Annotated in this window: 22 protein-coding genes; 15 read left to right on the forward strand and 7 right to left on the reverse strand. The window is 59.3% G+C overall.

The features are described 5' to 3' along the window. Nucleotides 1–5 precede the first annotated feature (5 nt). The 6 genes from C2846_RS08515 to C2846_RS08540 all read left to right on the forward strand — a co-directional run bounded on the left by C2846_RS08515 (nucleotide 6) and on the right by C2846_RS08540 (nucleotide 5,424). The gene (locus tag C2846_RS08515) at nucleotides 6–1,748 is read left to right on the forward strand and encodes a bifunctional protein tyrosine phosphatase family protein/NAD(P)/FAD-dependent oxidoreductase (protein WP_074915882.1); all 1,743 of its coding nucleotides are present in this window, start codon (nucleotides 6–8) and stop codon (nucleotides 1,746–1,748) included. Continuing rightward, on the forward strand, nucleotides 1,745–3,526 hold the full coding sequence (locus C2846_RS08520; protein WP_083431602.1) for a SulP family inorganic anion transporter: 1,782 nt from the start codon (nucleotides 1,745–1,747) through the stop codon (nucleotides 3,524–3,526). Before C2846_RS08515 ends, C2846_RS08520 begins: the two co-directional genes overlap by 4 nt. After that, nucleotides 3,523–3,903, forward strand: coding sequence for a rhodanese-like domain-containing protein (locus tag C2846_RS08525; RefSeq protein WP_074915884.1), 381 nt, complete (start codon nucleotides 3,523–3,525; stop codon nucleotides 3,901–3,903). The genes C2846_RS08520 and C2846_RS08525 overlap by 4 nt, the downstream gene beginning before the upstream one ends. Nucleotides 3,904–3,916: 13 nt before the next feature. Continuing rightward, entirely contained in the window at nucleotides 3,917–4,456 is a 540-nt protein-coding gene (locus C2846_RS08530) for a rhodanese-like domain-containing protein (protein WP_074915886.1), read from the forward strand. A gap of 42 nt (nucleotides 4,457–4,498) precedes the next feature. Continuing rightward, on the forward strand, nucleotides 4,499–4,687 hold the full coding sequence (locus C2846_RS08535) for a YgaP family membrane protein (RefSeq protein WP_074915887.1): 189 nt from the start codon (nucleotides 4,499–4,501) through the stop codon (nucleotides 4,685–4,687). A 269-nt stretch (nucleotides 4,688–4,956) separates the two neighbouring features. Continuing rightward, nucleotides 4,957–5,424: a Dps family protein gene (locus C2846_RS08540; RefSeq protein ID WP_273256447.1), complete on the forward strand. Its 468-nt coding sequence runs from the start codon at nucleotides 4,957–4,959 to the stop codon at nucleotides 5,422–5,424. An 83-nt stretch (nucleotides 5,425–5,507) separates the two neighbouring features. Here C2846_RS08540 and C2846_RS08545 read toward each other — a convergent pair whose 3' ends face one another. The 6 genes from C2846_RS08545 to C2846_RS08570 all read right to left on the reverse strand — a co-directional run bounded on the left by C2846_RS08545 (nucleotide 5,508) and on the right by C2846_RS08570 (nucleotide 12,562). Continuing rightward, nucleotides 5,508–5,924: a DsrE family protein gene (locus tag C2846_RS08545; RefSeq protein WP_074915891.1), complete on the reverse strand. Its 417-nt coding sequence runs from the start codon at nucleotides 5,922–5,924 to the stop codon at nucleotides 5,508–5,510. Between the two features lie 198 nt (nucleotides 5,925–6,122). Beyond that, entirely contained in the window at nucleotides 6,123–7,793 is a 1,671-nt protein-coding gene (gene cydC, locus C2846_RS08550) for a thiol reductant ABC exporter subunit CydC (protein WP_119701237.1), read from the reverse strand. Continuing rightward, nucleotides 7,786–9,471, reverse strand: coding sequence for a thiol reductant ABC exporter subunit CydD (gene cydD / locus C2846_RS08555; protein WP_205890141.1), 1,686 nt, complete (start codon nucleotides 9,469–9,471; stop codon nucleotides 7,786–7,788). The genes cydC and cydD overlap by 8 nt, the downstream gene beginning before the upstream one ends. Continuing rightward, nucleotides 9,455–10,456 carry a cytochrome d ubiquinol oxidase subunit II gene (gene cydB / locus C2846_RS08560; RefSeq protein WP_074915894.1) on the reverse strand — a complete coding sequence of 334 codons (1,002 nt, stop codon included), beginning with the start codon at nucleotides 10,454–10,456 and terminating at the stop codon, nucleotides 9,455–9,457. Before cydB ends, cydD begins: the two co-directional genes overlap by 17 nt. Nucleotide 10,457: 1 nt before the next feature. Further along, complete coding sequence (locus C2846_RS08565) at nucleotides 10,458–11,858, reverse strand: cytochrome ubiquinol oxidase subunit I (protein ID WP_074915897.1); 1,401 nt, start codon at nucleotides 11,856–11,858, stop codon at nucleotides 10,458–10,460. 437 nt (nucleotides 11,859–12,295) lie between these two features. Further along, complete coding sequence (locus C2846_RS08570; RefSeq protein ID WP_083431603.1) at nucleotides 12,296–12,562, reverse strand: metal-sensing transcriptional repressor; 267 nt, start codon at nucleotides 12,560–12,562, stop codon at nucleotides 12,296–12,298. 292 nt (nucleotides 12,563–12,854) lie between these two features. Here C2846_RS08570 and C2846_RS08575 point away from each other — a divergent pair, with 292 nt between their 5' ends. Continuing rightward, on the forward strand, nucleotides 12,855–13,496 hold the full coding sequence (locus C2846_RS08575) for a cupin domain-containing protein (RefSeq protein ID WP_074915901.1): 642 nt from the start codon (nucleotides 12,855–12,857) through the stop codon (nucleotides 13,494–13,496). Here the strand turns inward: C2846_RS08575 and gcvA are convergent. After that, complete coding sequence (gcvA, locus tag C2846_RS08580) at nucleotides 13,485–14,414, reverse strand: transcriptional regulator GcvA (RefSeq protein ID WP_074915903.1); 930 nt, start codon at nucleotides 14,412–14,414, stop codon at nucleotides 13,485–13,487. The genes C2846_RS08575 and gcvA overlap by 12 nt on opposite strands. 176 nt (nucleotides 14,415–14,590) lie before the next feature. Between gcvA and C2846_RS08585 the strand changes: the two genes are divergently transcribed. From C2846_RS08585 to C2846_RS08620, 8 genes are all read left to right on the forward strand, one after another. Continuing rightward, complete coding sequence (locus tag C2846_RS08585; RefSeq protein WP_074915904.1) at nucleotides 14,591–15,364, forward strand: SDR family NAD(P)-dependent oxidoreductase; 774 nt, start codon at nucleotides 14,591–14,593, stop codon at nucleotides 15,362–15,364. 115 nt (nucleotides 15,365–15,479) lie between these two features. Then, on the forward strand, nucleotides 15,480–16,553 hold the full coding sequence (locus C2846_RS08590; RefSeq protein WP_119701238.1) for a flavin monoamine oxidase family protein: 1,074 nt from the start codon (nucleotides 15,480–15,482) through the stop codon (nucleotides 16,551–16,553). Nucleotides 16,554–16,817: 264 nt separating this feature from the next. Next, nucleotides 16,818–17,330: an antirestriction protein ArdA gene (locus C2846_RS08595; protein ID WP_074915907.1), complete on the forward strand. Its 513-nt coding sequence runs from the start codon at nucleotides 16,818–16,820 to the stop codon at nucleotides 17,328–17,330. A 505-nt stretch (nucleotides 17,331–17,835) separates the two neighbouring features. Then, on the forward strand, nucleotides 17,836–18,207 hold the full coding sequence (locus tag C2846_RS08600) for a helix-turn-helix transcriptional regulator (protein WP_074915908.1): 372 nt from the start codon (nucleotides 17,836–17,838) through the stop codon (nucleotides 18,205–18,207). Nucleotides 18,208–18,218: 11 nt separating this feature from the next. Next, nucleotides 18,219–19,046 (forward strand): replication initiator protein A, encoded by an 828-nt coding sequence (locus C2846_RS08605; RefSeq protein ID WP_074915914.1) that lies wholly within the window; start codon nucleotides 18,219–18,221, stop codon nucleotides 19,044–19,046. Nucleotides 19,047–19,290: 244 nt separating this feature from the next. After that, complete coding sequence (gene parA / locus C2846_RS08610) at nucleotides 19,291–19,929, forward strand: ParA family partition ATPase (protein ID WP_074915915.1); 639 nt, start codon at nucleotides 19,291–19,293, stop codon at nucleotides 19,927–19,929. Continuing rightward, on the forward strand, nucleotides 19,926–20,168 hold the full coding sequence (locus C2846_RS08615) for a hypothetical protein (protein WP_074915917.1): 243 nt from the start codon (nucleotides 19,926–19,928) through the stop codon (nucleotides 20,166–20,168). The genes parA and C2846_RS08615 overlap by 4 nt, the downstream gene beginning before the upstream one ends. Next, nucleotides 20,165–20,692: a S26 family signal peptidase gene (locus C2846_RS08620; protein WP_074915919.1), complete on the forward strand. Its 528-nt coding sequence runs from the start codon at nucleotides 20,165–20,167 to the stop codon at nucleotides 20,690–20,692. The genes C2846_RS08615 and C2846_RS08620 overlap by 4 nt, the downstream gene beginning before the upstream one ends. Nucleotides 20,693–20,990: the final 298 nt, after the last annotated feature.

The raw sequence follows: 20,990 nt of genomic DNA on the forward strand, positions 1-20,990 counted from the left end.
TGCCCATGGATACCCTAAAGCACCTGAGCCCATTTATCGCCGTAGCCGCGCAATTGCAGCCAGCGGACATGGGCACCCTGGCCGCTGCCGGCTTTCGATGCGTAATCAACAACCGTCCTGACGCTGAAGGGGAAAACCAGCCCAGCTCCGCCGAGATGCAAGCGGCAGCCTTGGCCAGTGGGCTGCAGTACCATTACTTGCCGGTGCTTTCCGGGCAGATCAGCGATGAAAACATCGCCGCGTTTACCGCGCTGCTCAACCAGGTTCGTGGCCCGGTTCTGGCCTTCTGTCGCACCGGCACCCGTTCCACAAGCCTGTGGGCGTTGAGCGAGGCACATCATCTTGACCCGCTGGTACTACTCAATACTGCGCGGGGCAATGGCTACGACCTCAGCGGCTTGGCCCCACGCCTTGAACAGCGTTGGCAGCAAGCGCCCGTCAGCCAGCCGCAGAGCAGCGCATCAGCCACCCAACGCTACGACGTCGTAGTGGTGGGCGGCGGTGCGGCAGGTTGTGCGGTCACCGCCAGCTTGTTGCGCCGATCGCCAGAGCTGCGCATTGCCGTGGTTGAACCCCGCGACCAGCATTACTACCAGCCTGGTTGGACGTTGGTGGGGGCTGGTATTTTTGAACGCGCCCGCACAGAACGCGCAATGGCTCGTTGCATCCCCAATGGAGCGCAATGGATTCGAGCAGCTGTGGCTGGCTTTGAGCCCGAGAAGCAATGCATCGTGCTTGAAGATGGCAACCGCATTGGGTACCGCGCCCTGGTGGTATGCCCAGGCTTGAGCCTGGACTGGGATGCGGTCGAGGGCCTCAAGGCGACCCTAGGCAAGAACGGCGTCACCTCCAACTACCAGTTCGAACTTGCCCCCTATACTTGGCAACTGGTGCAGAACCTGCGCCGCGGTCTCGCCCTGTTCACCCAACCACCGATGCCGATTAAGTGCGCCGGTGCACCGCAAAAAGCGCTGTACCTGTCCTGCGACTGGTGGCGCAAAGAAGGCGTGCTGAAGGATATCGAGGTGGAGTTCTCCTCGGCCGGCGCCGTGCTATTCGGCGTACCGACCTTCGTGCCGCCGCTCATGAAATATGTCGAGCGCTACAACGCCCGTCTCAATTTCAACACCACCCTTACGGCAGTGGATGGCCCTGCACAAAAAGCCTGGTTCAAACAAGTCAATGCGGCCGGCAACAGCCAGATCATCGAAAAAGACTTCGACTTTCTGCATGCCGTGCCATCTCAGCATGCACCGGACTTTATACGCCAAAGCCCTCTGGCCAATGTCGACGGCTGGGTTGAGGCCGACCATGAAACCCTGCGCCACCCGCGCTACGGCAACATCTTCAGCCTGGGCGATGTGTGCGCCGCACCCAATGCGAAAACGGCAGCGGCAGTTCGCAAACAGGCCCCGGTGGTGGCCGAGAACGTGATCGCCGTGCTGACCGGCAAAGGGCCACGTGCCCTCTATGATGGGTATGGCTCCTGCCCGCTCACTGTTGAGCGCGGCAAGGTGGTACTGGCCGAATTCGGCTACGGCGGCACGCTTTTGCCCACCTTCCCACTTGATCCCGCTGTGCCGCGTCGCCTGGCCTGGGAGCTGAAGGTGAAGATGATGCCGAGTATCTACTTCGACATGATGTTGCGTGGCCGCGAGTGGCTGGCAGAACCCAAGCACCTACCCCATGAACCCATGCCGGTGGAAGCCACAGCGGCCTGCAACTTCGAGAAGGACGCCGGCCAATGAAACTAAGCCGCTGGCTGCCATGCCTCGACTGGAGCCAAAGTTACGACCGCAGCAGCGCCGCCCAGGACGGTCTGGCGGCACTGATCGTGACACTGATGCTGATTCCCCAGAGCCTGGCCTACGCCATGCTTGCCGGGCTGCCGCCGGTAACGGGCCTGTATGCCAGCATAGTGCCACTGCTGGCCTATGCCCTGTTCGGCTCCAGCCGCACCCTGGCGGTCGGACCCGTGGCCGTAGTCTCGCTGATGACCGCAGCATCACTGGCCCCGCTATTTCCTGCTGGCAGTGCCGAGTATATCGGCGCGGCCATGTTGCTGGCCCTGATGTCCGGCTTGCTGCTCGCACTGATGGCGGTATTGCGCCTAGGCTTTCTCGCCAACTTCCTCAGCCATCCGGTGGTTTCCGGCTTTATCAGTGCCTCGGGCATTCTGATTGCCGTAGGCCAGCTCAAGCATCTACTGGGGGTATCGGCCTCCGGGGAAAGCCTGCCGCAAATCCTGCCGCAGCTCTGGCAGAACCTGCCGAAAAGCCATTGGCCCACCCTGCTGATCGGCCTGCTCAGCCTGGCCTGGCTGTGGTGGTCAAGGGCCCGGCTGAAGGCGCTGCTGCAGCGCCTAGGGCTATCGGCACAGAGCGCTGGCAACCTGGCCAAGGCCGGGCCGGTGCTGGCAATAGTGGCGGCCATAGTCGCCGTCACCTTACTGCAGCTGGACCAGCTTGGAGTCAGGGTGGTCGGCGCCATTCCCCAGGGCCTGCCCGGCCTGACCCTGCCCACACTCGACCTGAACCTGGCCTTGCAACTGCTGCCGGCAGCGGTACTGATAAGCCTCGTGGGCTTTGTCGAATCGGTCTCGGTTGGCCAGACTCTGGCCGCCAAACGCCGCCAGCGCATCGAGCCGGACAATGAGCTGCTCGGCCTCGGCGCAGCCAACCTCGGCGCTGCCTTCAGCGGCGGCTTCCCGGTTACTGGCGGCTTTGCCCGTTCAGTGGTCAACCATGATGCCGGCGCACAGACGCCCATGGCCGGGGTCTTCACCGCCGCCGGCATAGCCCTGAGCGTAATGCTCCTGACCCCGCTGCTGCACAACCTGCCCCAGGCCGTACTGGCCGCCACTATCATCGTCGCGGTGCTTAGCCTGGTCGACCTGAGCTCGCTGCGCCGCACCTGGCGCTACTCGCGCCAGGACGGCACTGCGCAACTGGCCACCCTGCTCGGCGTGCTGCTAATTGGCGTGGAAGCCGGCATCCTGATAGGTGTGGCGCTCTCGCTGCTGCTATTTCTCTGGCGCACCAGCCAGCCCCATATGGCAGTGGTCGGCCAGGTACCGGGTAGTGAGCATTTTCGCAATGTCGAACGCTTCGCCGTCATCGAGTCTCCCAGCGTGCTGTCGCTGCGGGTCGACGAGAGCCTGTACTTCCCCAACGCCCGCTACCTGGAAGACCGTATTGGCGAACTGATCGCAAGCCGCCCCCAGGTTCGCCATCTGGTGCTGATGTGCTCCGGGGTCAACCTGATCGACGCTAGTGCCTTGGAGTCGCTGGAAGCCATAGTCGAACGCTTGCATACGGCAGGTGTGCAGTTGCACCTATCAGAGGTCAAGGGCCCGGTGATGGATCAATTGCGCCGCTCCAGTTTTCTCGAGCAGTTTGGCGGCCAGGTATTTATCAGCCAGTTCCAGGCCCTAAAAGCCCTAGCCCCACAGATCGCTTTTGAGACACTTGGGCAAGGCTCATACAGAGCAGATTCAACCGTTCAGTTCACAAGGAAAACCCCATGAAAAGTGCGCATGACTTGGTCACCGAAGCCAAGGCCCGCATCCACGAAATCAACATTGATGCCGCTGACGCCGCAATCCACGAAGCAGACGTTCTGCTAGACGTACGAGAGGCTGACGAGTTCCACGCAGGACACATACCTGGCGCGATAAACATTCCGCGCGGCTTACTGGAATTCAAACTGAGCAACGATCCGAAGCTATCAGCTCGTGACATGAAGATTGTGCTGTACTGCAAAACGAGTGGCCGGGCAGCCTTGGCTGCTTGTTCCTTGCACGATATGGGCTACCTACAGGTGCAATCAATCGAGGGTGGTTTTGATGCTTGGTTCGCTGCCGGCAAGGACTTGACTACACCTAGCCTGCCGACCTTTGACTGAGAGGAAGAAATAAATGAAACGATTGTTGCTATCTACTGCATTGAGCTTGCTCGCTCTTACTGCGCAGGCCGCTGATATTGGCGTCACCGCCCATGAGGTACATGCTCGAGTCCAGCAGGCTGACGCCAAAGTTCTGTTCGTCGACGTCCGCGACCCAGTTGAGATCATGTTCGTCGGCTTCACCGACGCCGTGCATATCAATGTTCCCTACCTTCTGGTTGACCGCAGCGCCTGGGACGAACAGCGTGGCACTTACAAAATCGCGCAAAACCCAAACTTCATTACCGAAATCCGTGCCGAGTTGAAAAAACGAGGCCTCGATGAGAATGCCGAGATCATCACCATGTGTCGCTCCGGCAGCGAACGGGGCGAACCAAGTGCGGCTTTTCTCCGTGAGAACGGTTTTCCCAATGCTCGTTATGTAATCAATGGATTTCAGGGCTCGGCAATTAAGGAAGGCGCACATGCAGGCTTTCGTTTGCAGAACGGCTGGCAAAACTCCGGCCTGCCGTGGAGTCCGAAGATGAACCCGGAAAAGATGTACCGCCCATAACGTCGGCACCAAAATAACCATCACACACAGAGGGAATACATCATGAAATCAAACGTTGGCGGCATCGACAAGATTGCTCGAATCGTGGTTGGTATCGCGCTGATCGTATGGACATTCTTTGGCGGCCCAGTATGGGCTTGGATCGGTGTCCTGCCATTGGCCACCGGCCTACTCGGGTGGTGCCCGGCTTACACTCTACTTGGCATCAAGACCTGCCCGATCAAGAAATAGACCTACTGCCGGGCCGTCTTCTCAGGTCGTCCGGCCTATCAAAGTGATAGTAAGTCTCAGGTTTTCTTTTCACGGAGAGTTGTTAGCTCGCCTGAAACCGGGTAGGAAACTTAGTCATTAAGAAATTTTAAACTTGGTGCGATTCTCAAAGACCTGATAGCCGCCCCCCACCATCACTCTGCCGACCTTGCTACGGGCAAGTGTATTTTTGTGCTGACTCAACTCACATTTACTAGGAAAAAAGAATGACTACAGAAACCAATGAATCAATGCCCATAAATATCGGCATTAGTGCCGATGACCGTAAGAAAATTGCTCACGGCCTATCTGGGCTGCTGGCTGACAGTTACACCTTGTATTTGATGACCCATAACTTTCACTGGAATGTAACCGGACCACAATTCAACGGGTTGCATCAGATGTTTATGACGCAATATACCGAGCAATGGAATGCTCTGGACATGATTGCGGAACGCATCCGTGCACTCGGGCATCCCGCACCGGGAACCTACAAAGCGTTTATCCAACTCGCGTCCATTGCTGAAGTTGAGGGAGTACCGAAGTCTAACGATATGGTTCGGCACTTAGTCACAGCGCACGAGGCAGCCGCACGAACCGCACGCAAGATGTTCCCTCTGGTCGATGCTGCAGATGATCAGCCGACTGCTGATCTACTCACCCAGCGAATTGAAGTTCATGAGAAAACAGCATGGATGCTGCGTAGCCTTCTGGAATAGTAAAAATGGACGCCCTTAGCCTAAATAAGGGTTAAGGGCGACTACTTTCAGGTTGAGCCGGCTGCTGAAGTGCTCAAGCTTGGTTAAAAGCTGAATACCTTGCGCTGCTTTTCAAGCATGGCGCTTGCCATGGCGTCAGGCTTGGCGACTGAGACACCCTCCTTGAGTTGCGCCTGGGTATAACCGGTGTTGGGCAAATAGAGCGCACAGACCGACGCAGTGGCACCTTTTTGCATGGCGGCATTTAGCAGTTGCGCCGGAGTCACATCATTGGGTTTCAGGGCTTCACCTCCTGCCTCCTTGAGCGCCAGAGCACCCGCCTGGTCGCAAAGCAGAATATCCACCTGAGCCCCCTGCGCCTGCATCTGGTTGGCCAGTACCATGGCCATACCCTGGGTCATATTGCTTGCGTCACTGACTATGACTGTTACCGCTTGGGTTTCGGCCATGGCCATGGTGGTGAGACCAGACAAGGCAATAGCTGTTAGTAATTTTTTCATGTGTTTCTCCTTGATCAGAAAAAGATGCGGTGGCGTCAGTCAGACCAGTTGCTGTAACTAACCACACAATACCCCCGTGGGTATATTGCTCATCCTAGACTTTATGCTGCCCCGTGCCCAGTAACGCAGCCGCGACATAATGTCCGAAGTTCTTGTATGAGCCACCACCTAGATCGAGCGTAAACATCTTCTCCATAATTAGAGCAACACATGCCTGCTCTCCAGTTGATGCCAGCGCAGCAGTCGATCAGCCGTAGGCAATGCGTCGGCACTATGACCGAGCAGCAACACCGTGCGCCCCTGCAGCCAGGTATCGAGGCCTGGTTTGATGCGCTCGCGGGTGACCTGATCGAGGCCAGAAAAGGGCTCGTCAAGGATCACCACAGGCACAGTGCGAAGCAGCACCCTAGCCAGGGCAAGGCGTCGTCCTTCGCCACCGGACAACTGCCTACCGCTCTCCCCGACCCAGGTATTCAGGCCAGCGGCAAAGCCTTCCACCGTATCGGCCAGGGCAACCATCTGTAGAACCTGCCAAAGTTGTTCATCACTGGCATTTGGGTTACCCAGCAGCAGGTTATCGGCGATGCTGCCATGCAACAGCTCGGTTTCCTGAGTCAGGTAGGCCACCTGGCTACGCCAGGCGTCCAGATCGAACCGGAGCAAGGGGATACCCGCCACGCTGACCTGGCCGGAATCCGGGTCAATCAGACGCGCGGCCAGCGCCGCCAGGGTAGATTTGCCGCAGCCTGAAGGCCCGACTACAGCAAGGCGCTCACCGGCGGACAGGTGCAGATCGAGCTGGGCAATGCCGGCATGATCGACTTCAACCGCCTGCCAGCTTAGGCTGATTTTCTCAGGAATGGGATCCGGTTTATCTGGGCTGTGCAGGCGTCCGGCCAGGGCCACCTGCTGGTTAAGGCGGGCCGCCGCTGCACAGGTGCCCCCCCATTGGCCAAACGCCGCCGGCAACGACGCAAAAGCTTCGTTAAGGGCCATCAATGCCAGGGCAATCAGCACCACAAACGGCCCGCTGAGCAGCCCCTCCTGATAAGCAAAAACCCCGGCAAACAGACCCAGCAGACTCGCCCCCAGCACACCGAACAGCACCAATGACTGGGCCAGTAACACACGCCCCTGCAAGGTCAGCTGTTCATCCAGCAGTTGCTGGCTTCGTTCCAGCAGGGCTTGCCGATGCAGCCCCAGGCTCGCGGCGGCCGACAGTTCAGCTAGCCCCTGTAACTGCTCGATGCACTTCACGCGTAAGCCATCAAGCTGCTCGACACGCCTGGCACTCAGGCGCAATCCGGCCACGGCCATACCAACCGTCACCAGCAGTAACAGCGACAGCAGGAGTAGCAGCAGGGTCAACGCTAGCCCAGGGTGCGCCAGCGCCAGCAAGGCGCAGACCAGCCCAATCGCTAACAGCGCCACGGCCGGAGGTGCCAGTAGGCGCAGGTAGAGGGTGTCCAGGGCATCGATATCGGCGGTTAGGCGATTAAGCCACTGGGCGGCCCGCAGCTGCCCCAGGGTGGCACCATCCAGCTGCGCCAGGGCGCTGAAGTGACGCACGCGCAGATCCGCCAGCAAGCCAAGTACCGTGTTGTGGTTGAACACCCGTTCGCAGTAGCGAGCTAGGGTGCGCGACAGGGCAAAAAAGCGGATACCGCCACCCGGCACATAGATATCGAACAGCACCTTCTCCCCTGCAGCCCAGAGCAATGCGGTGACCCCAGTTGCAGTGATAAACCAGCCCGACAGAGCCAGCAAACCAATGGCGCTGAGCACAGTCAGCAACATCAGCAGCGCGCCCACCAGCAGCCGGCCACGCCATTGGCGCATATGCTGCAGCCAGGGCCATAACTCACGCATCGGTCAGGCTCCCGTTGCTCAGGCGCAGCACCCGATCGGCCATGCCTATCAGAGCCGGGTGATGGGTGGCCATGATCAGGGTGCGACCGGCGGCGGCCAGGCCCTGCAGGGCCTCGACCACTTCCGCTTCGCTCTGTTCATCGAGGCTGGCGGTGGGCTCGTCGAGCAACAGCAGCGGCGAATCGCTCAACCACACCCGGGCCAGGGCCAGGCGCTGGGCCTGGCCTCCGGAAAGCCCACGCCCACCCTCACCCAGCGGGCTGTCCAGACCACTGGGTTGAGCCGTCAGCAGCTCAACCAAGCCAACCGCGGCCAGTGCCTGATGCATGGCGGCTGGCTGCGCATCCGGAGCGGTCAGGCGCAAATTTTCGGCCCAGCTGCCCTTGATCAAAAACGGCCGCTGCCCCATCCAGGCCAGCGGCTGCGCACCGGGGGTATGGCCAAAGATGCTGATAGTGCCGGCATCCGGCTGCACAAAGCCGGCCAGGCAATGCAGCAGGCTCGACTTGCCCGAGCCCGAGGGGCCGACCAGGGCAATCACCTCCCCCGCCGCCACATGCAGATCAAGCCCGCGCAGAATAGAGCCACGCCCGACATAGCCAAGACTCAGCCCCTGCACATGAATACCCACGCAGTCACCGGTCCGTAGCTCAGCCGGCAGCTTAGTGGCGGGCGCCTCCAGTCCTTCCAGTTCGGCCAGGGTATCGGCCGCCGCCAGGGCCGCTGCGCGGTCGTGGTAATGCTGGGCTAGGCTGCGCAGCGGCTGAAAGAACTCGGGGGCCAGCAGCAGGATAAACAGGCCACTGAACAGGCTTAGCGCAGGCGAAGGGCCATAGCTGATATAGCCAAGCAGACCGAAACCGATATACATGGCCACCAAGGCAATGGCCACCGAGGCAAAGAACTCCAGCACCGCCGAGGACAGGAACGCCACCCGCAGCGTCTCCATGGTGATGGCTCGATAACGCTGGGTAGCCTGCTCGACACTGGCAATCGAGCGTCCGACCTGACCGAACAGCTGCAGGCTGGTGAGGTTACGTACCCGGTCGAGAAACTGTCCGGCCAGACGCCCAGCCTGAAGTACATGACGCTGGCTGATGCGCTCCGCACTCATCCCCACCAGAGCCATAAACAATGGAATCAGCGGCGCGGCGAACAGGAGAAATAAGGCCGCCAGCCAGTCGAGCCAGAACACCACGGCCAACAGGCACAAAGGCACCAGCAGGGCCAGCCATTGCTGCGGCAGGTAGCGGGCATAAAAACCATCCAGGGCGTCCACCTGCTCGACCCACTGGTTACTCAGGCTGGCACTGGGCTGAGCTGCCAGGCGCACCGGCCCGAGCCTGGCCCAAAGGGCACTGAGCTCAGCGCGTACCCGCTGCCGCACACGGGCACTGACATACTGGCCCAGGCGCTCCTGCACGGCCTGGGCCAGCACCCGCAACAACACCGCCAGTACCAGCCCAAACATCATCGGCCAGAGGCTGGCCGGCGCGGCGGCCTTCATCAACAGAGCGTGCACCAGAGCGGCCATCAGGCCCATCTGCAGGATAATCGCCAGTGCTCCCAGCAGGCCCGCCGCTACGGCCCCCAGCAGTAGGGGGCGTACCGCTCGCTGGTGGCGGGCCAGCCAGCGACGGCTGCGCTGTTTACGCGCGCGGTCAGTGATAGCCTTCACCCGCCCGCACCTTGCCGCGGAATACCCAGTAGGTCCAGGCGGTATAGGTCAGCACGATGGGGATAACAAACAACAGGCCCAGCAGCAGGAACAGCTGCGATTCCGGCGCCGAGGCTGCATCCCAGATGGTGTGGTTGGGCGGGATGATATAGGGCCACTTGGTTACCAACAGGCCCAGATAGGTGAAGACAAACAACCCCATGGTCGCCATAAAGGGCATGGCCTCACGACGCTTGCGCAGGCTGCGGAAAATCTGCAGCGCACACAAACCGGCCAGCAGCGGGAATATCCAGATCAGACCGATGGACGAGAACCAGCGGGCGTAGGCGGACGGATCGACCCAGGGAGTCCAGACGCTGATGGCAACAAACACTGTCAGCACGGCGGTCAGCAGCTTGGGGGCCAACTTATAGGCCCAGTCCTGGATATAGCCTTCAGACTTCATGATCAGCCAAGTACAACCTAGCAGCGCATAACCGGCCAGAAGCCCCAGGCCGGTGAGTACCGTAAAGGGCGTGAGCCAATCCAGGGGGCCACCCACGTACACCAAGCCTTCGGTATTGAAGCCCTGAATATAGGCCCCCACCACAGCACCCTGGGCAAAGGAGGCGACAATCGAGCCACCAGCAAAGGCCCAGTTCCAGAGGTAGCGCGAGGTATTGGCCTTGAAGCGGAACTCGAAAGCCACGCCGCGGAAAATCAGACCCGCCAGCAGCAGGAAGACACCGATATACATGGCTGGCAGCAGCACCGAGTAAACCAGCGGAAAGGCCGCTAGCAGCCCGGCGCCGCCGAGCACCAGCCAGGTCTCGTTACCGTCCCAGACAGGTGCCACCGAGTTCATCATCACATCGCGGGCCTGCTCGTCCGGGGCGAAGGGAAACAGAATACCCACCCCCAGGTCGAAGCCATCCATCAGCACATACATGATGATGCCGAAGGCGATGATCACCGCCCAAATCATGGAAAGATCAAACGGCACCATATCAGTGCTCCCCCTGTTCCAGACGTACGTGGGTTGCCGATAGCGGACGCGATGCCCGCTCCACCTCATGGGTTGCCTCGGCGCTCAGGTCTTCTTCCAGACCGTCCTGCAGCACGCGCATCAGGTAATACAGGCCGGCACTAAAGACCACGGCATAAACCAGGATGTAACCGATCAGGGTAAACAGCGCCATGCCCCCGGTCAGCGAGGGCGTCAGGCCCTCGGCATGGGTCATCACCCCATAGATCAACCAGGGCGCCCTCCCCGCTTCGGTCACCACCCAACCGGCCAGCACTGCCAGGAAAGGCGTGATGCTCATCCAGCGCATGCCATTGAGGAACCAGGGGGTTCGCCAGTAGCGGCCACCTCGGCGCAATACCAAGCCGGTCAAGCCGAAGGCGATCATCAGCAGACCGATACCGACCATCACCCGGAACGACCAAAACACGATCCACACCGGCGGCTGTTCTTCGTACGGCACCTCGGCGATACCCGGCAGCTCACCTTCCCAGTCGTGGGTCAGGATAAAGCTGGCCAGCTTGGGGATAGCAATCTCGAAGTGGTTGGTCTGCGCCTCTTGATCAGGCCAGGCGAACAGCAGCAGCGGCACGCCGGATCCACGCTGCCAGTTGCCCTCCATCGCCGCCACCTTGGTTGGCTGATGTTCTAGGGTATTTAGGCCGTGGTAATCCCCTACCACTGCCTGGGTCGGGGCAATCAGCAGGATCAGCCACAGGCTCACCGACAGCGCCTTGCGGTTCAGATCCACTTCACGCTGGCGCAGCAGATACCAGGCACTGACCCCGGCCACCACAAAGGCACCGGTCAGGAAGGAAGCCAGGGCCATGTGCATGAAGCGATAGGGGAAGGATGGGCTGAACAGCGCCTCTGACCAAGAAAGCACATGGATCATACCGTCACGCAGTTCGGTACCCACAGGGGTCTGCATCCAACTATTGGCAGAGAGAATCCAGAACGACGAAATAAAAGTGCCCAACGCCACCATGCAGGCAGACAGCAGATGCATGCCCTGAGGCACCTTGCCGCGACCAAAGAGCAGCACGCCAAGGAAGGCCGCCTCAAGGAAAAAGGCCGTAATCACTTCATAGCTCAGCACCGGGCCGAGGAAGTTCGATGCCGCATACGAGAAATTGCTCCAGTTGGTGCCGAACTGGAAGGCCATGACGATGCCAGAGACCACACCCATGCCGAACACCACAGCAAACACCTGTATCCAGAACTTCGACAGGCGCTCCCAGGCAGGGTCACCGGTACGGAAGGACATACCTTCTAGAAATGCAATAAAAGAGGCCAAGCCGATGGTAAATACGGGAAAAATCGCATGAAAGCAGACTACAAATGCAAATTGCAGCCGGGAAAGGAAAAGCGGGTCTAATTCCATCTGAGCATGCCCTGTAAGTGGAAGGGACGGGGTAACGAAGCTAGGCACAGCCTTTGCTTACGCGATCTAGGCTCTGTACGAAAAGTGCCTGTGCTCGGTGATGCTTCATTGAAAATGGGTTCGGAATGCTCATCTGCCGATTGTAAACTCTGGTGCGAGCCCGATCCGTTCCACACCCGTTTTTACGGAGCCACCATTCGTATCGTCTGACCTACGTTCTGCGACTTTTCGTACAGATTCTAGTGTAGCTCAGTAAACCCCCGGGGGTATGTAGGCCAATTGCCGCACCCAGGTAACAACGCAACAGCACTATCGCGAACACCTTAGCCCATTCAAAGCAAGAAGCCTGATAATCACACCATTAGGAAGCATCTTTTCAGCAGAATCACCGCTGGTTATATCTGCAGAAAAAATGAGAGAGACCTATGCAAGATGCCTCAGGTGTACTTTGTAAAGATGTCGCGCACCTGAGCCAGTTTTTCACTGTTGCTATGATCAGGGCTGAGAATGGCATCCTCGGCCAAACACACCAGCATCTGTTGGTAGGCCTTGTCTAGGGCCTTACGTGCTGCACTGAACTGTTGAGCAATACCCTCGCATTCGTCACCTCGACGGATCATTGCCTGAATACCCCGTATCTGCCCCTCCACCCGAGCGAGTCGTTTGAGAATGGCATCGCGACTTTTAAAATTTTGCTCTTGCATACCCTGCTCCCGCAATAAATAGCCCCTGCTTTGAAAAGGGCATTTCGCCTAAACCAGAGCAAATACGCTGGCCAAACCATTGATGAAGAGTTTGCCTCAATCCGATCACCTGGGACGAGGTCTTCCCACAAAGATTTTCTTTGTAGAGGGCGAAGAATTTTTCGATCGCGCCCAGTTTCCTTCACCGAGAACATATTCAACACTGAAGAATAAGCTTCGTTCCAGTGTCGGAGCGGGACACCACCTCATCCAACCCCGACTACCCTGGTGGGGCTCAGTAACAGGCCAAGCCATGACTCCAGAACGATTGAATGACGATCTTTTACTACCGGCGATCATGCACGGTGCTAGCTTGCAGTGGATATCCAGCCCTATCCCTGGAGTAAAACGACGCCCGTTTTATCGAGTTGGTGGAGAACAGGCCCGCGCTACCAGCCTGGTGTGCTACGTGCCAGGTAGCCACTTCAGCGCGCATCAGCACTCAGGAGGCGAGGAGTTCTTGGTCATCGAGGGTGTGTTCGAGGACGAGAATGGCCGCTATCCCACTGGCACCTATGTGCGCAACCCACCAGGCAGTGGTCATACGCCGGGGGCTAGTGAGGGATGCATGATCTTCGTGCGACTTCGCCAATTCCATGTTGATGATCGCAAACAGCTCGTCACTAGGATAAATGTTCAAGGCGACCAGCTATTGTTCGAAAATCCCCATGAGAAAGTCTGGATACAGTCTGTGCAATCCAACTTGCGCATAAAAATACTCAATCCTCGCGGACTGGAACTGCTGGTTCTTGACGGCACACTTGTAGGTGAGGATTTCCTTCTGCAGCCACTGAGCTGGATGCGGCTGCCATCGGGCATGACCTTCGAAGCCGAAGCAGGCGTGGACGGTGCGCGTCTGTGGTTGAAAGATGCAGCACCAACTCTAGGTTTCTGACGCCTTATCTACTTCACTGAGCAACCAGTCGCGGAAAGCCTGCACTTTCGGCAACTCGCCACTTTCCGGGCGATAGACTACGTAATAGGCCTGGGTCAGCGGGCAATCCAGGCCTTCGTCGGCAAACGGACGAATCAACCGACCCGCAGCCAGATCGTCTTTGACCATGACGCTGCGTGCCAGTGCCAATCCTTGCCCATCTATCGCTGCCTGCAGCACTGCAGCTGAGTTGTTGATGCGCAATCCGTGCTCGGTTTTCACGTGCCCATATCCAGCTGCATCCAGCCACATTCTCCATGTGGGATAGTCGGCGTAGTTGGCCATTGAAAGATCATGGATAAGCATACAGCGCGCTACCACCTCAGGCCGAAGGCGGTCTCCATCTAGCAGTGGATAGCCGGGTGAACAGACCGGGAAAATAACCTCATCCATCAGGTGAATAGCGCTAAGGCCAGACCAATTACCAGCACCGTAACGTACTCCGACATCAATCCGCTCAGCCTGGAAGTCCACCGACCGCGAATTTGTATCGAGTAGCACATCCAGATCCGGATAGGCCTGCTGGAAACGTTCGATACGTGGCAGTAACCATTTCGAGGCGAATGCCGGGCTCACGGTGACCGTTAGCTCCGCATTCCCCCCGGCGTCTTTCAATCTTGCCAGCCCTAGGCTCAATCGCTCGAAGCCTTCTCGGATATCGGGCAGAGCGGCTCGTGCTGCATCGGTCAGTAACAGTCGTGCCGAGCCGCTAGTAGCGCGATAGAACAGCGGGATACCGAGCCACGATTCCAGATTACGTACCTGTTGCCCCACAGCGGCTGGGGTAACGTTCAGCTCGGCTGCGGCGGCAGAAAAGCTTTGGTGGCGGGCGGCGGCTTCGAAAGCACGCAGAGAATTGAGGTAAGCGGGTGTAGTCATTGAAAGAAATTCTATCTTAACAGACAAAAACATATGCGTTGTTGGTGGTGTCTGCCAAATCAACAATACACATCAGCTTTGGAGCCATATATAACGAATTTAGCATATTTTTGGTTCCTTCGAGGCCTTTGGCATTATCTATTTCTTGCGTTCAATAGGACTGAGGAGATCAGAATATGAAAAGTTTTTCTAACAAGGTTGCCATCGTTACCGGCGGAGGTTCAGGTATCGGTAAGGAAGTTGCAAGGCGTCTGGTCGAGGCAGGAGCGTCGGTTGTAATTGGTGGTCGCGACGTCGCCAAACTGACGCAAGCAGCCCTTGATATAGACGTCATTGGTGGCCATGTCCGTACACTGGCTGGTGATATCGCTCAACCTTCAACCGCTCAGGCGCTGGTCGACTTGGCTGTGAGCGAATTCGGTGGCGTGGACATCCTGGTCAATAATGCAGGTGTCTTTAATCCGAAGCCCTTCCTAGAGGTAAATCCAGACGAGTACGACTGGTTCCTTGATACTATTCTGAAGGGCAAGTTCTTCATGGCTCAGGCGGCGGCCAAAGCCATGCAGCAACGTGGTGGTGGTGCCATTGTACAAACAGGTTCGCTCTGGGCTATCCAGGCTATCGGCGCTACACCCTCGGCGGCCTACTCCGCTGCCAATGCCGGCGTACATGCACTCACCCGCAACTTGGCCATCGAGTTGGCCAGTTCGAACATCCGCATCAATACAGTAGCTCCGGCTGTGGTAGAAACTCCTGTGTATGGCACCTTCATGGATGCTGAGCAGATCAAGGAAGTGCTGCCAACCTTCAACGCTTTCCACCCGCTAGGACGCAATGGCCAACCTGCTGATGTAGCTTCGGCAATTCTCTTCCTCGCATCACAAGACGCGTCTTGGATTACCGGAACCATACTGCCAGTAGACGGCGGAGTCACCGCTGGACGGAACTGAGGGGCGGCTAAGCAAGAAATTGCCGAGGCTCTCTGGTCTGGTTATCCCAATGAACCCCGGAGCGGCGTTAACGCGGACGCCTTAAGGCGTCCGCTGTGTTTGCTGGAGCCCATATATGTACAAGAAGAAGATTGCCATCGTCGGCGGCGGCTTAGCCGGTGTCTATGCCGCCTACCGTCTAGACCAAGCTGGTATCGAATTTGATCTATTTGAGGCCCGCAATCGTCTAGGTGGGCGCATCCTTTCGACTGAGACTGGTTTGGATCTGGGGCCAACCTGGTTTTGGCCTGACGTCCAACCCCGGATGTCTGAGATAGTGACTCAGCTGGGTTTAGTCGCATTCGCCCAGCACGAATACGGAGACGCGTTGCTAGAGCGAGGTTTTGGACAAGTATCGCGCCGCCAGGGCTATCGCTCGGGCAATACTACAATGCGAATCGAAGGCGGTACGACTCGTCTGATCAGCACGCTGTCTGCCAGCTTACCAGCTAATCGAATCCACCTCGGTACCGAGGTGGTCGCAGCCAATCTTGATGAAAACGGCGTGGCACTTCGTCTGGGCGCCAATCATTCCGAGCTGCATTCGTACAGCCACATTTGGTTAGCAATACCTCCGCGCCTCACACAGCGCATTGCCTTTGATCCTGCGCTTTCAGAACACTGTGTTAGCCGCCTGTACTCTGTTCCAACTTGGATGGCAGCACATGCCAAGTATGTGGCGCGCTACTCTCATCCGTTTTGGCGTGAGCAGGGTCTCTCGGGCGATGCCTTCAGCTCCACGGGCCCGCTTGGAGAGATCCATGATGCAAGCAATGGTGAGACTTCTGCGCTGTTTGGATTCTTCGCCATAAGTGCCTTGCAGCGTGGGCGATTCGGTGATGCAGAACTCCGCAACCACTGTCGAGAACAGCTTAACCGCCTATTCGGTGACGAGGCAGGCAATCCTTTGGAAGACTGGATTCAGGACTGGGCCGCAGAACAGTTTACTGCTTCAGCGGATGACCAAACGCCTCCTCGCTGGCATGGCCTCTACGACTTAACAAATGTGATTGATAACACTTGGGATGATCGACTGGTCCTGATCGGGAGCGAAGCTGGCGGTGAATACGGAGGCTATATGGAAGGGGCACTTCTGGCGGTAGATGTAGCCCTAAGTCGGGTACAGGAACCACGCCCGGCGCCGATCTGAGTGATCACCTCTGGTCGGCTCCAGTCAGAAGCTAGCTGAAGAACCATGTTGCAATCACCACACGTGGTTGCTATCCACGGAGCAAAAGCAGGGGTTCTTGCCCCCTCAAAATCAAGAAAAATAGACGGTTTCCACCCGGCCGCTGCGCTGGGTGGAGCCTCCGCGATTTTTCCTGATTTTTTCACGACCGCCTTAGTCGCCCTAGTCGGCAGGGGTTCATGCGCAGCGCAAGCGCAGAACCCTGAAGACGAAGGAGCGAAAGCCATGAGCGAAGAAATCAGGATCTACGTTGCTGACCTGGCCGCCTACAACGCCGGTCATCTGAATGGCGTCTGGATCGATGCCACCTTGGAGCTTGACGATATCCAAGCGCAGGTCGACGCCATGCTGGCGGCCTCGCCGGTCGAGGGCGCGGAGGAGTATGCCATCCACGACTTCGAGGGCTTCGACGGCTACCGACTTGGCGAGTATGAGGGCCTCGAGAACGCCCATGAGATTGCGTGTTTCATCGAGGAATACCCCGAGTTCGGCGGCGCCCTGCTCGCTCACTTCAATGACCTGGAGCAGGCGCGCAAGGCGGCCGAGGAGGATTACTGCGGCTGCTACAGCTCGCTGGCCGACTACGCCCAGGAGCTGACCGAGGAAACCACCAGCATTCCGCCGCACCTGGCCATGTACATCGATTACCACGCCATGGCCCGCGATATGGAATACAGCGGCGACCTGTTCACTTTGGAGACCGGCCTCGAGCAGGTGCATGTTTTCTGGAATCGCTAAACCAGCGGAAGGCACCGGGGCGACCCGGTGCCTTGTTTTTTGCGCCCCTGTCCTGCCAGCCACCCGCGCGCCCCACCCGGAAGGCTGATGCACGGGGGCGCGCCCCCGGCGATCAGCCTGGAACAACCACGTTGTGCCGCCAGCTGATTGAGACCGTTACGGTCTTACGGTTTTACCCAAATCCGTCGATCCGTATCCACGGATTTACGGATTGGTGGGGAAGCGGATTTACGCTTTCACGGATTTACGGAAATCCGCCGATGCGGTTTTCCGGTTTTGTGGAAAGCCGTAGGCCCGTAAATCTGTAGGCTTCGCGCGTGGAGCTTGGCGAGCTTGGGCACTGTGGCCAGTGAAGCGCGTAAATGGGCGTACACGGTCAGCGTCCAGACCTTCCCGGTATCAATCCTCGCCCCTCCTGCCTGCGCATTCGCCCAGACCCAACCGGGCATGATCGAGCGCGATGGCTGCCGCACGGTGCACCTCCCACGTCAACGGAGGACACACCATGTCGCACTCAACCAATCTTTCCCATCACCCGCGTCGCATCGATCTCGGTGCCCCGCTGCACCGCAAGGCCGGGCCGACGACGCATGCCATGCGACCCGTGGAGGGAGCTATTGATGCGCAAGCGCCACAGGCCAGCCCTGCCCCTCGCTACCTCACCAACAACGAAGCCGCGGCCTTCCTGCGGCTTTCGCCGCGCACGCTGGAGAAGCAGCGAGTGATCGGCGGCGGGCCGCGCTTTCACAAGTTCGGCCGGCGGGTGATGTATGCGCTCACTGATCTCGAAGCCTGGGCCAGTGAGCGCAGCTTCGAGACCACCTTCGATCCCGAGTACATCGACCGCCACCCGGGAGCGCAGCGTGATGATCAGTGAAACCTTCGCCTATGAACTGTCGGCATCTCGATTTGACTTCGCAGAGCGAGCAACTAGATCTGTTCCGTGCCCTGCCGGGCGACATGGCGCCGCGCGACGCCCAGGACCTGATGGCGCATCCGTTCTTCTCACTGGCCAAGTCGCGACGCACCGTGCCGATCGACTTTCGCTCGGGCGAGGTGACGGTGCGTGTGGAAGGCACGTTGGAGCATGGCATCGCCACGATCTGGGATGCCGATATCCTGATCTGGGCGGCCAGCCAGCTTGTCGAGGCGCGCGATGCCGGCATCCCCACTTCGCGACTGATGCGTGCGACGCCCTACCAGATCCTGCGCTTCATCGGCCGCGGCACCTCGCTGCGCGACTACCAGCGCCTGAAAGCGGCGCTAGATCGGCTGCAGTCGACCAGCGTGGCCACCTCGATTCGCGAGACCACGGGCCGGCGCCTGCATCGTTTCTCCTGGATCAACGAGTGGAAGGAGCTGGCCGCGGCGGATGGCCGGCCACTGGGTATCGAGCTGATCCTGCCGGACTGGTTCTACAGCGGGGTTCTGGATCAGGCCCTGGTGCTGACCATCGACCCGGCCTACTTTCGCCTCACTGGCGGCATCGAGCGCTGGCTGTACCGTCTGGTGCGAAAGCACGGCGGCAAGCAGGAGGACGGCTGGCAGTTCGACTTTCGCCACCTGTACCGCAAATCCGGCAGCTCTGCGCGCTATTCGGACTTTGCTTTGGATCTGCGTGCTCTGGTCGCCCGGCAGCCACTTCCGGGGTATCGCCTGGAGATCGTTCATCTTCGTCCATCGACAGAGTTGCTAGCCTTCCGGCCGGTGCCGTAGACGGCACGGGGATAACTTGCGGAAAAGCTGTGAATGCAGTCGTGCTATCAGGCGCAACCGGGCTCGTGCTATCAGGCGCATCCCCATCGTGCTATCAGGCGCACGAACTCCGCTGCAGGCTACGACTGGCGGGCCTTTCAGCTCCTCTTAACTTAACTAACTTAAAAGCTCTAACTTGTTATTGGGGCAGCGCCTATGTGTGGACAGGTGCTGATCAGGGCGGTCTGGCCGGGGAGATCCGGCCATGATCGTCGCCCTTCTCAACCAGAAAGGCGGGGTGGGCAAGACCACCCTGGCCACCCATATCGCCGGCGAACTGGCCCTGCGCGGACAGAACGTCATCCTGCTCGATGCCGACCCGCAGGGCTCGGCGCTGGACTGGACACAACGGCGCAGCCAGCAAGGTTTACCGAGATTGTTCAGTGCTGTCGGCCTGGCGCGCGAGACGCTGCATCAGGAAGCCCCGGAGCTCGCCCGTCGTGCCGATCACGTGATCATCGACGGGCCACCGCGCATCGCCGCCCTCGCCCGCTCGGCGTTGCTGGCGGCCGATCGCGTGTTGATCCCGGTGCAGCCCAGCCCCTACGACCTGTGGGCCAGCGCGGAGATGGTCAACCTGATCCGCGAGGCGCAGGTCTTCAGGCCCACGCTGCGCGCGGCGTTTGCCATCAACCGCCGCGTCAGCACCACGGTGATCGGCCGCGAAGCGCGCGGCGCCTTGGCCGACCAACCGCTACCAGCACTGCAAGCCGAAGTGCGCCAACGCATCGTCTTCGCCGAGAGCGTGGCAGCCGGTCGCCTGGCACGCGAACTGGCACCGGATAGCGCTGCTGCACGCGAGGTCAGCAGCCTAGTCGACGAGTTGCTGAGGTGGTCGCCATGAGAAGCAAGCGCATCGGTATCGGTGCACGTCCACTGGCCGATCCGCAGGCCGAAGCCTGGATACGCCAAGGCGCTGGAATCGACAACGGCAAGGTCGAGCGCTATAGCGCCCGCCTGACATTGGACGTCACGCCAGCACTACGTACGCGGATCAAGCTGGCGGCCTTCGACCGCGGCGTGACCATGGCGGAGATGCTGCGCGAAGTGCTGGAGCGGCAGTTTCCGGAGGCTACGACATGACGCTGGGTGCTCTCGGCGTACGGTGGCCACTGGCGCTGTTCGCCTGCAGCTTGTTTGCCCTGGGTTGGGCAGCAATTGCGACGTCGCCACCACGACTGGTCTACAACGCATCCGACAGCGTGCCTGTCGGCTGGTACCGCATTTCGCCGGCCAACTCGTTGGCGCCGGGAGATCTGGTGTTGGTAGATCTGCCATCGGAGATGAGGTCACTGTCGGCGCAGCGCGGCTATCTGCCGGCGAACGTGCCGCTGTTGAAGACCGTGGCGGCGATGGCACCGCAGCGGGTATGTGCTCTGGGCAGTCAGGTGCGTATCGATGGCGTCGTGGTTGCCAGGCGCATGAGGTGGGATCGACAGGGGCGCGCGCTGCCAAGCTGGCAGGCCTGTCGGCGCCTGGTTGGCGATGAGCTGTTTCTGCTCAGCAGCAGCAACCCGGCGTCGTTCGACAGCCGCTACTTCGGCCCGGTGTCTGCCGACGCGATGATTGGTCGGGCGCAGCCCTTGTCGCTGGAGTCGCGTCGATGAACAGACCCTCTCCGTGTCGATCCACCTGCCGACTGCATGCGCTCGGTGTGCGCACTCGCGCGCCGCCAGGCTGCAGATACCTCTGCCCTCGCCTGCCGGCCAGGAGCTTTGGAAGTCGTCGTCCCGCCTCTCCTGATTACCCAACTCAGCAGCGCAAAGGCACGAAAAAAGCGGAGGGCAAGATAAAAGGGGGCGGCACTTCGTTGGCCTGGAAAGCAGCCTGCACGGGGGTTGGCGGCGACACAGTGTCTGTGTCGCCAGGTGCCAAAATCGTGTTCGCCCCACAGCGACACTGACT

The organism is Pseudomonas jilinensis (assembly GCF_003586265.1).
Lineage (GTDB): Bacteria > Pseudomonadota > Gammaproteobacteria > Pseudomonadales > Pseudomonadaceae > Halopseudomonas > Halopseudomonas phragmitis.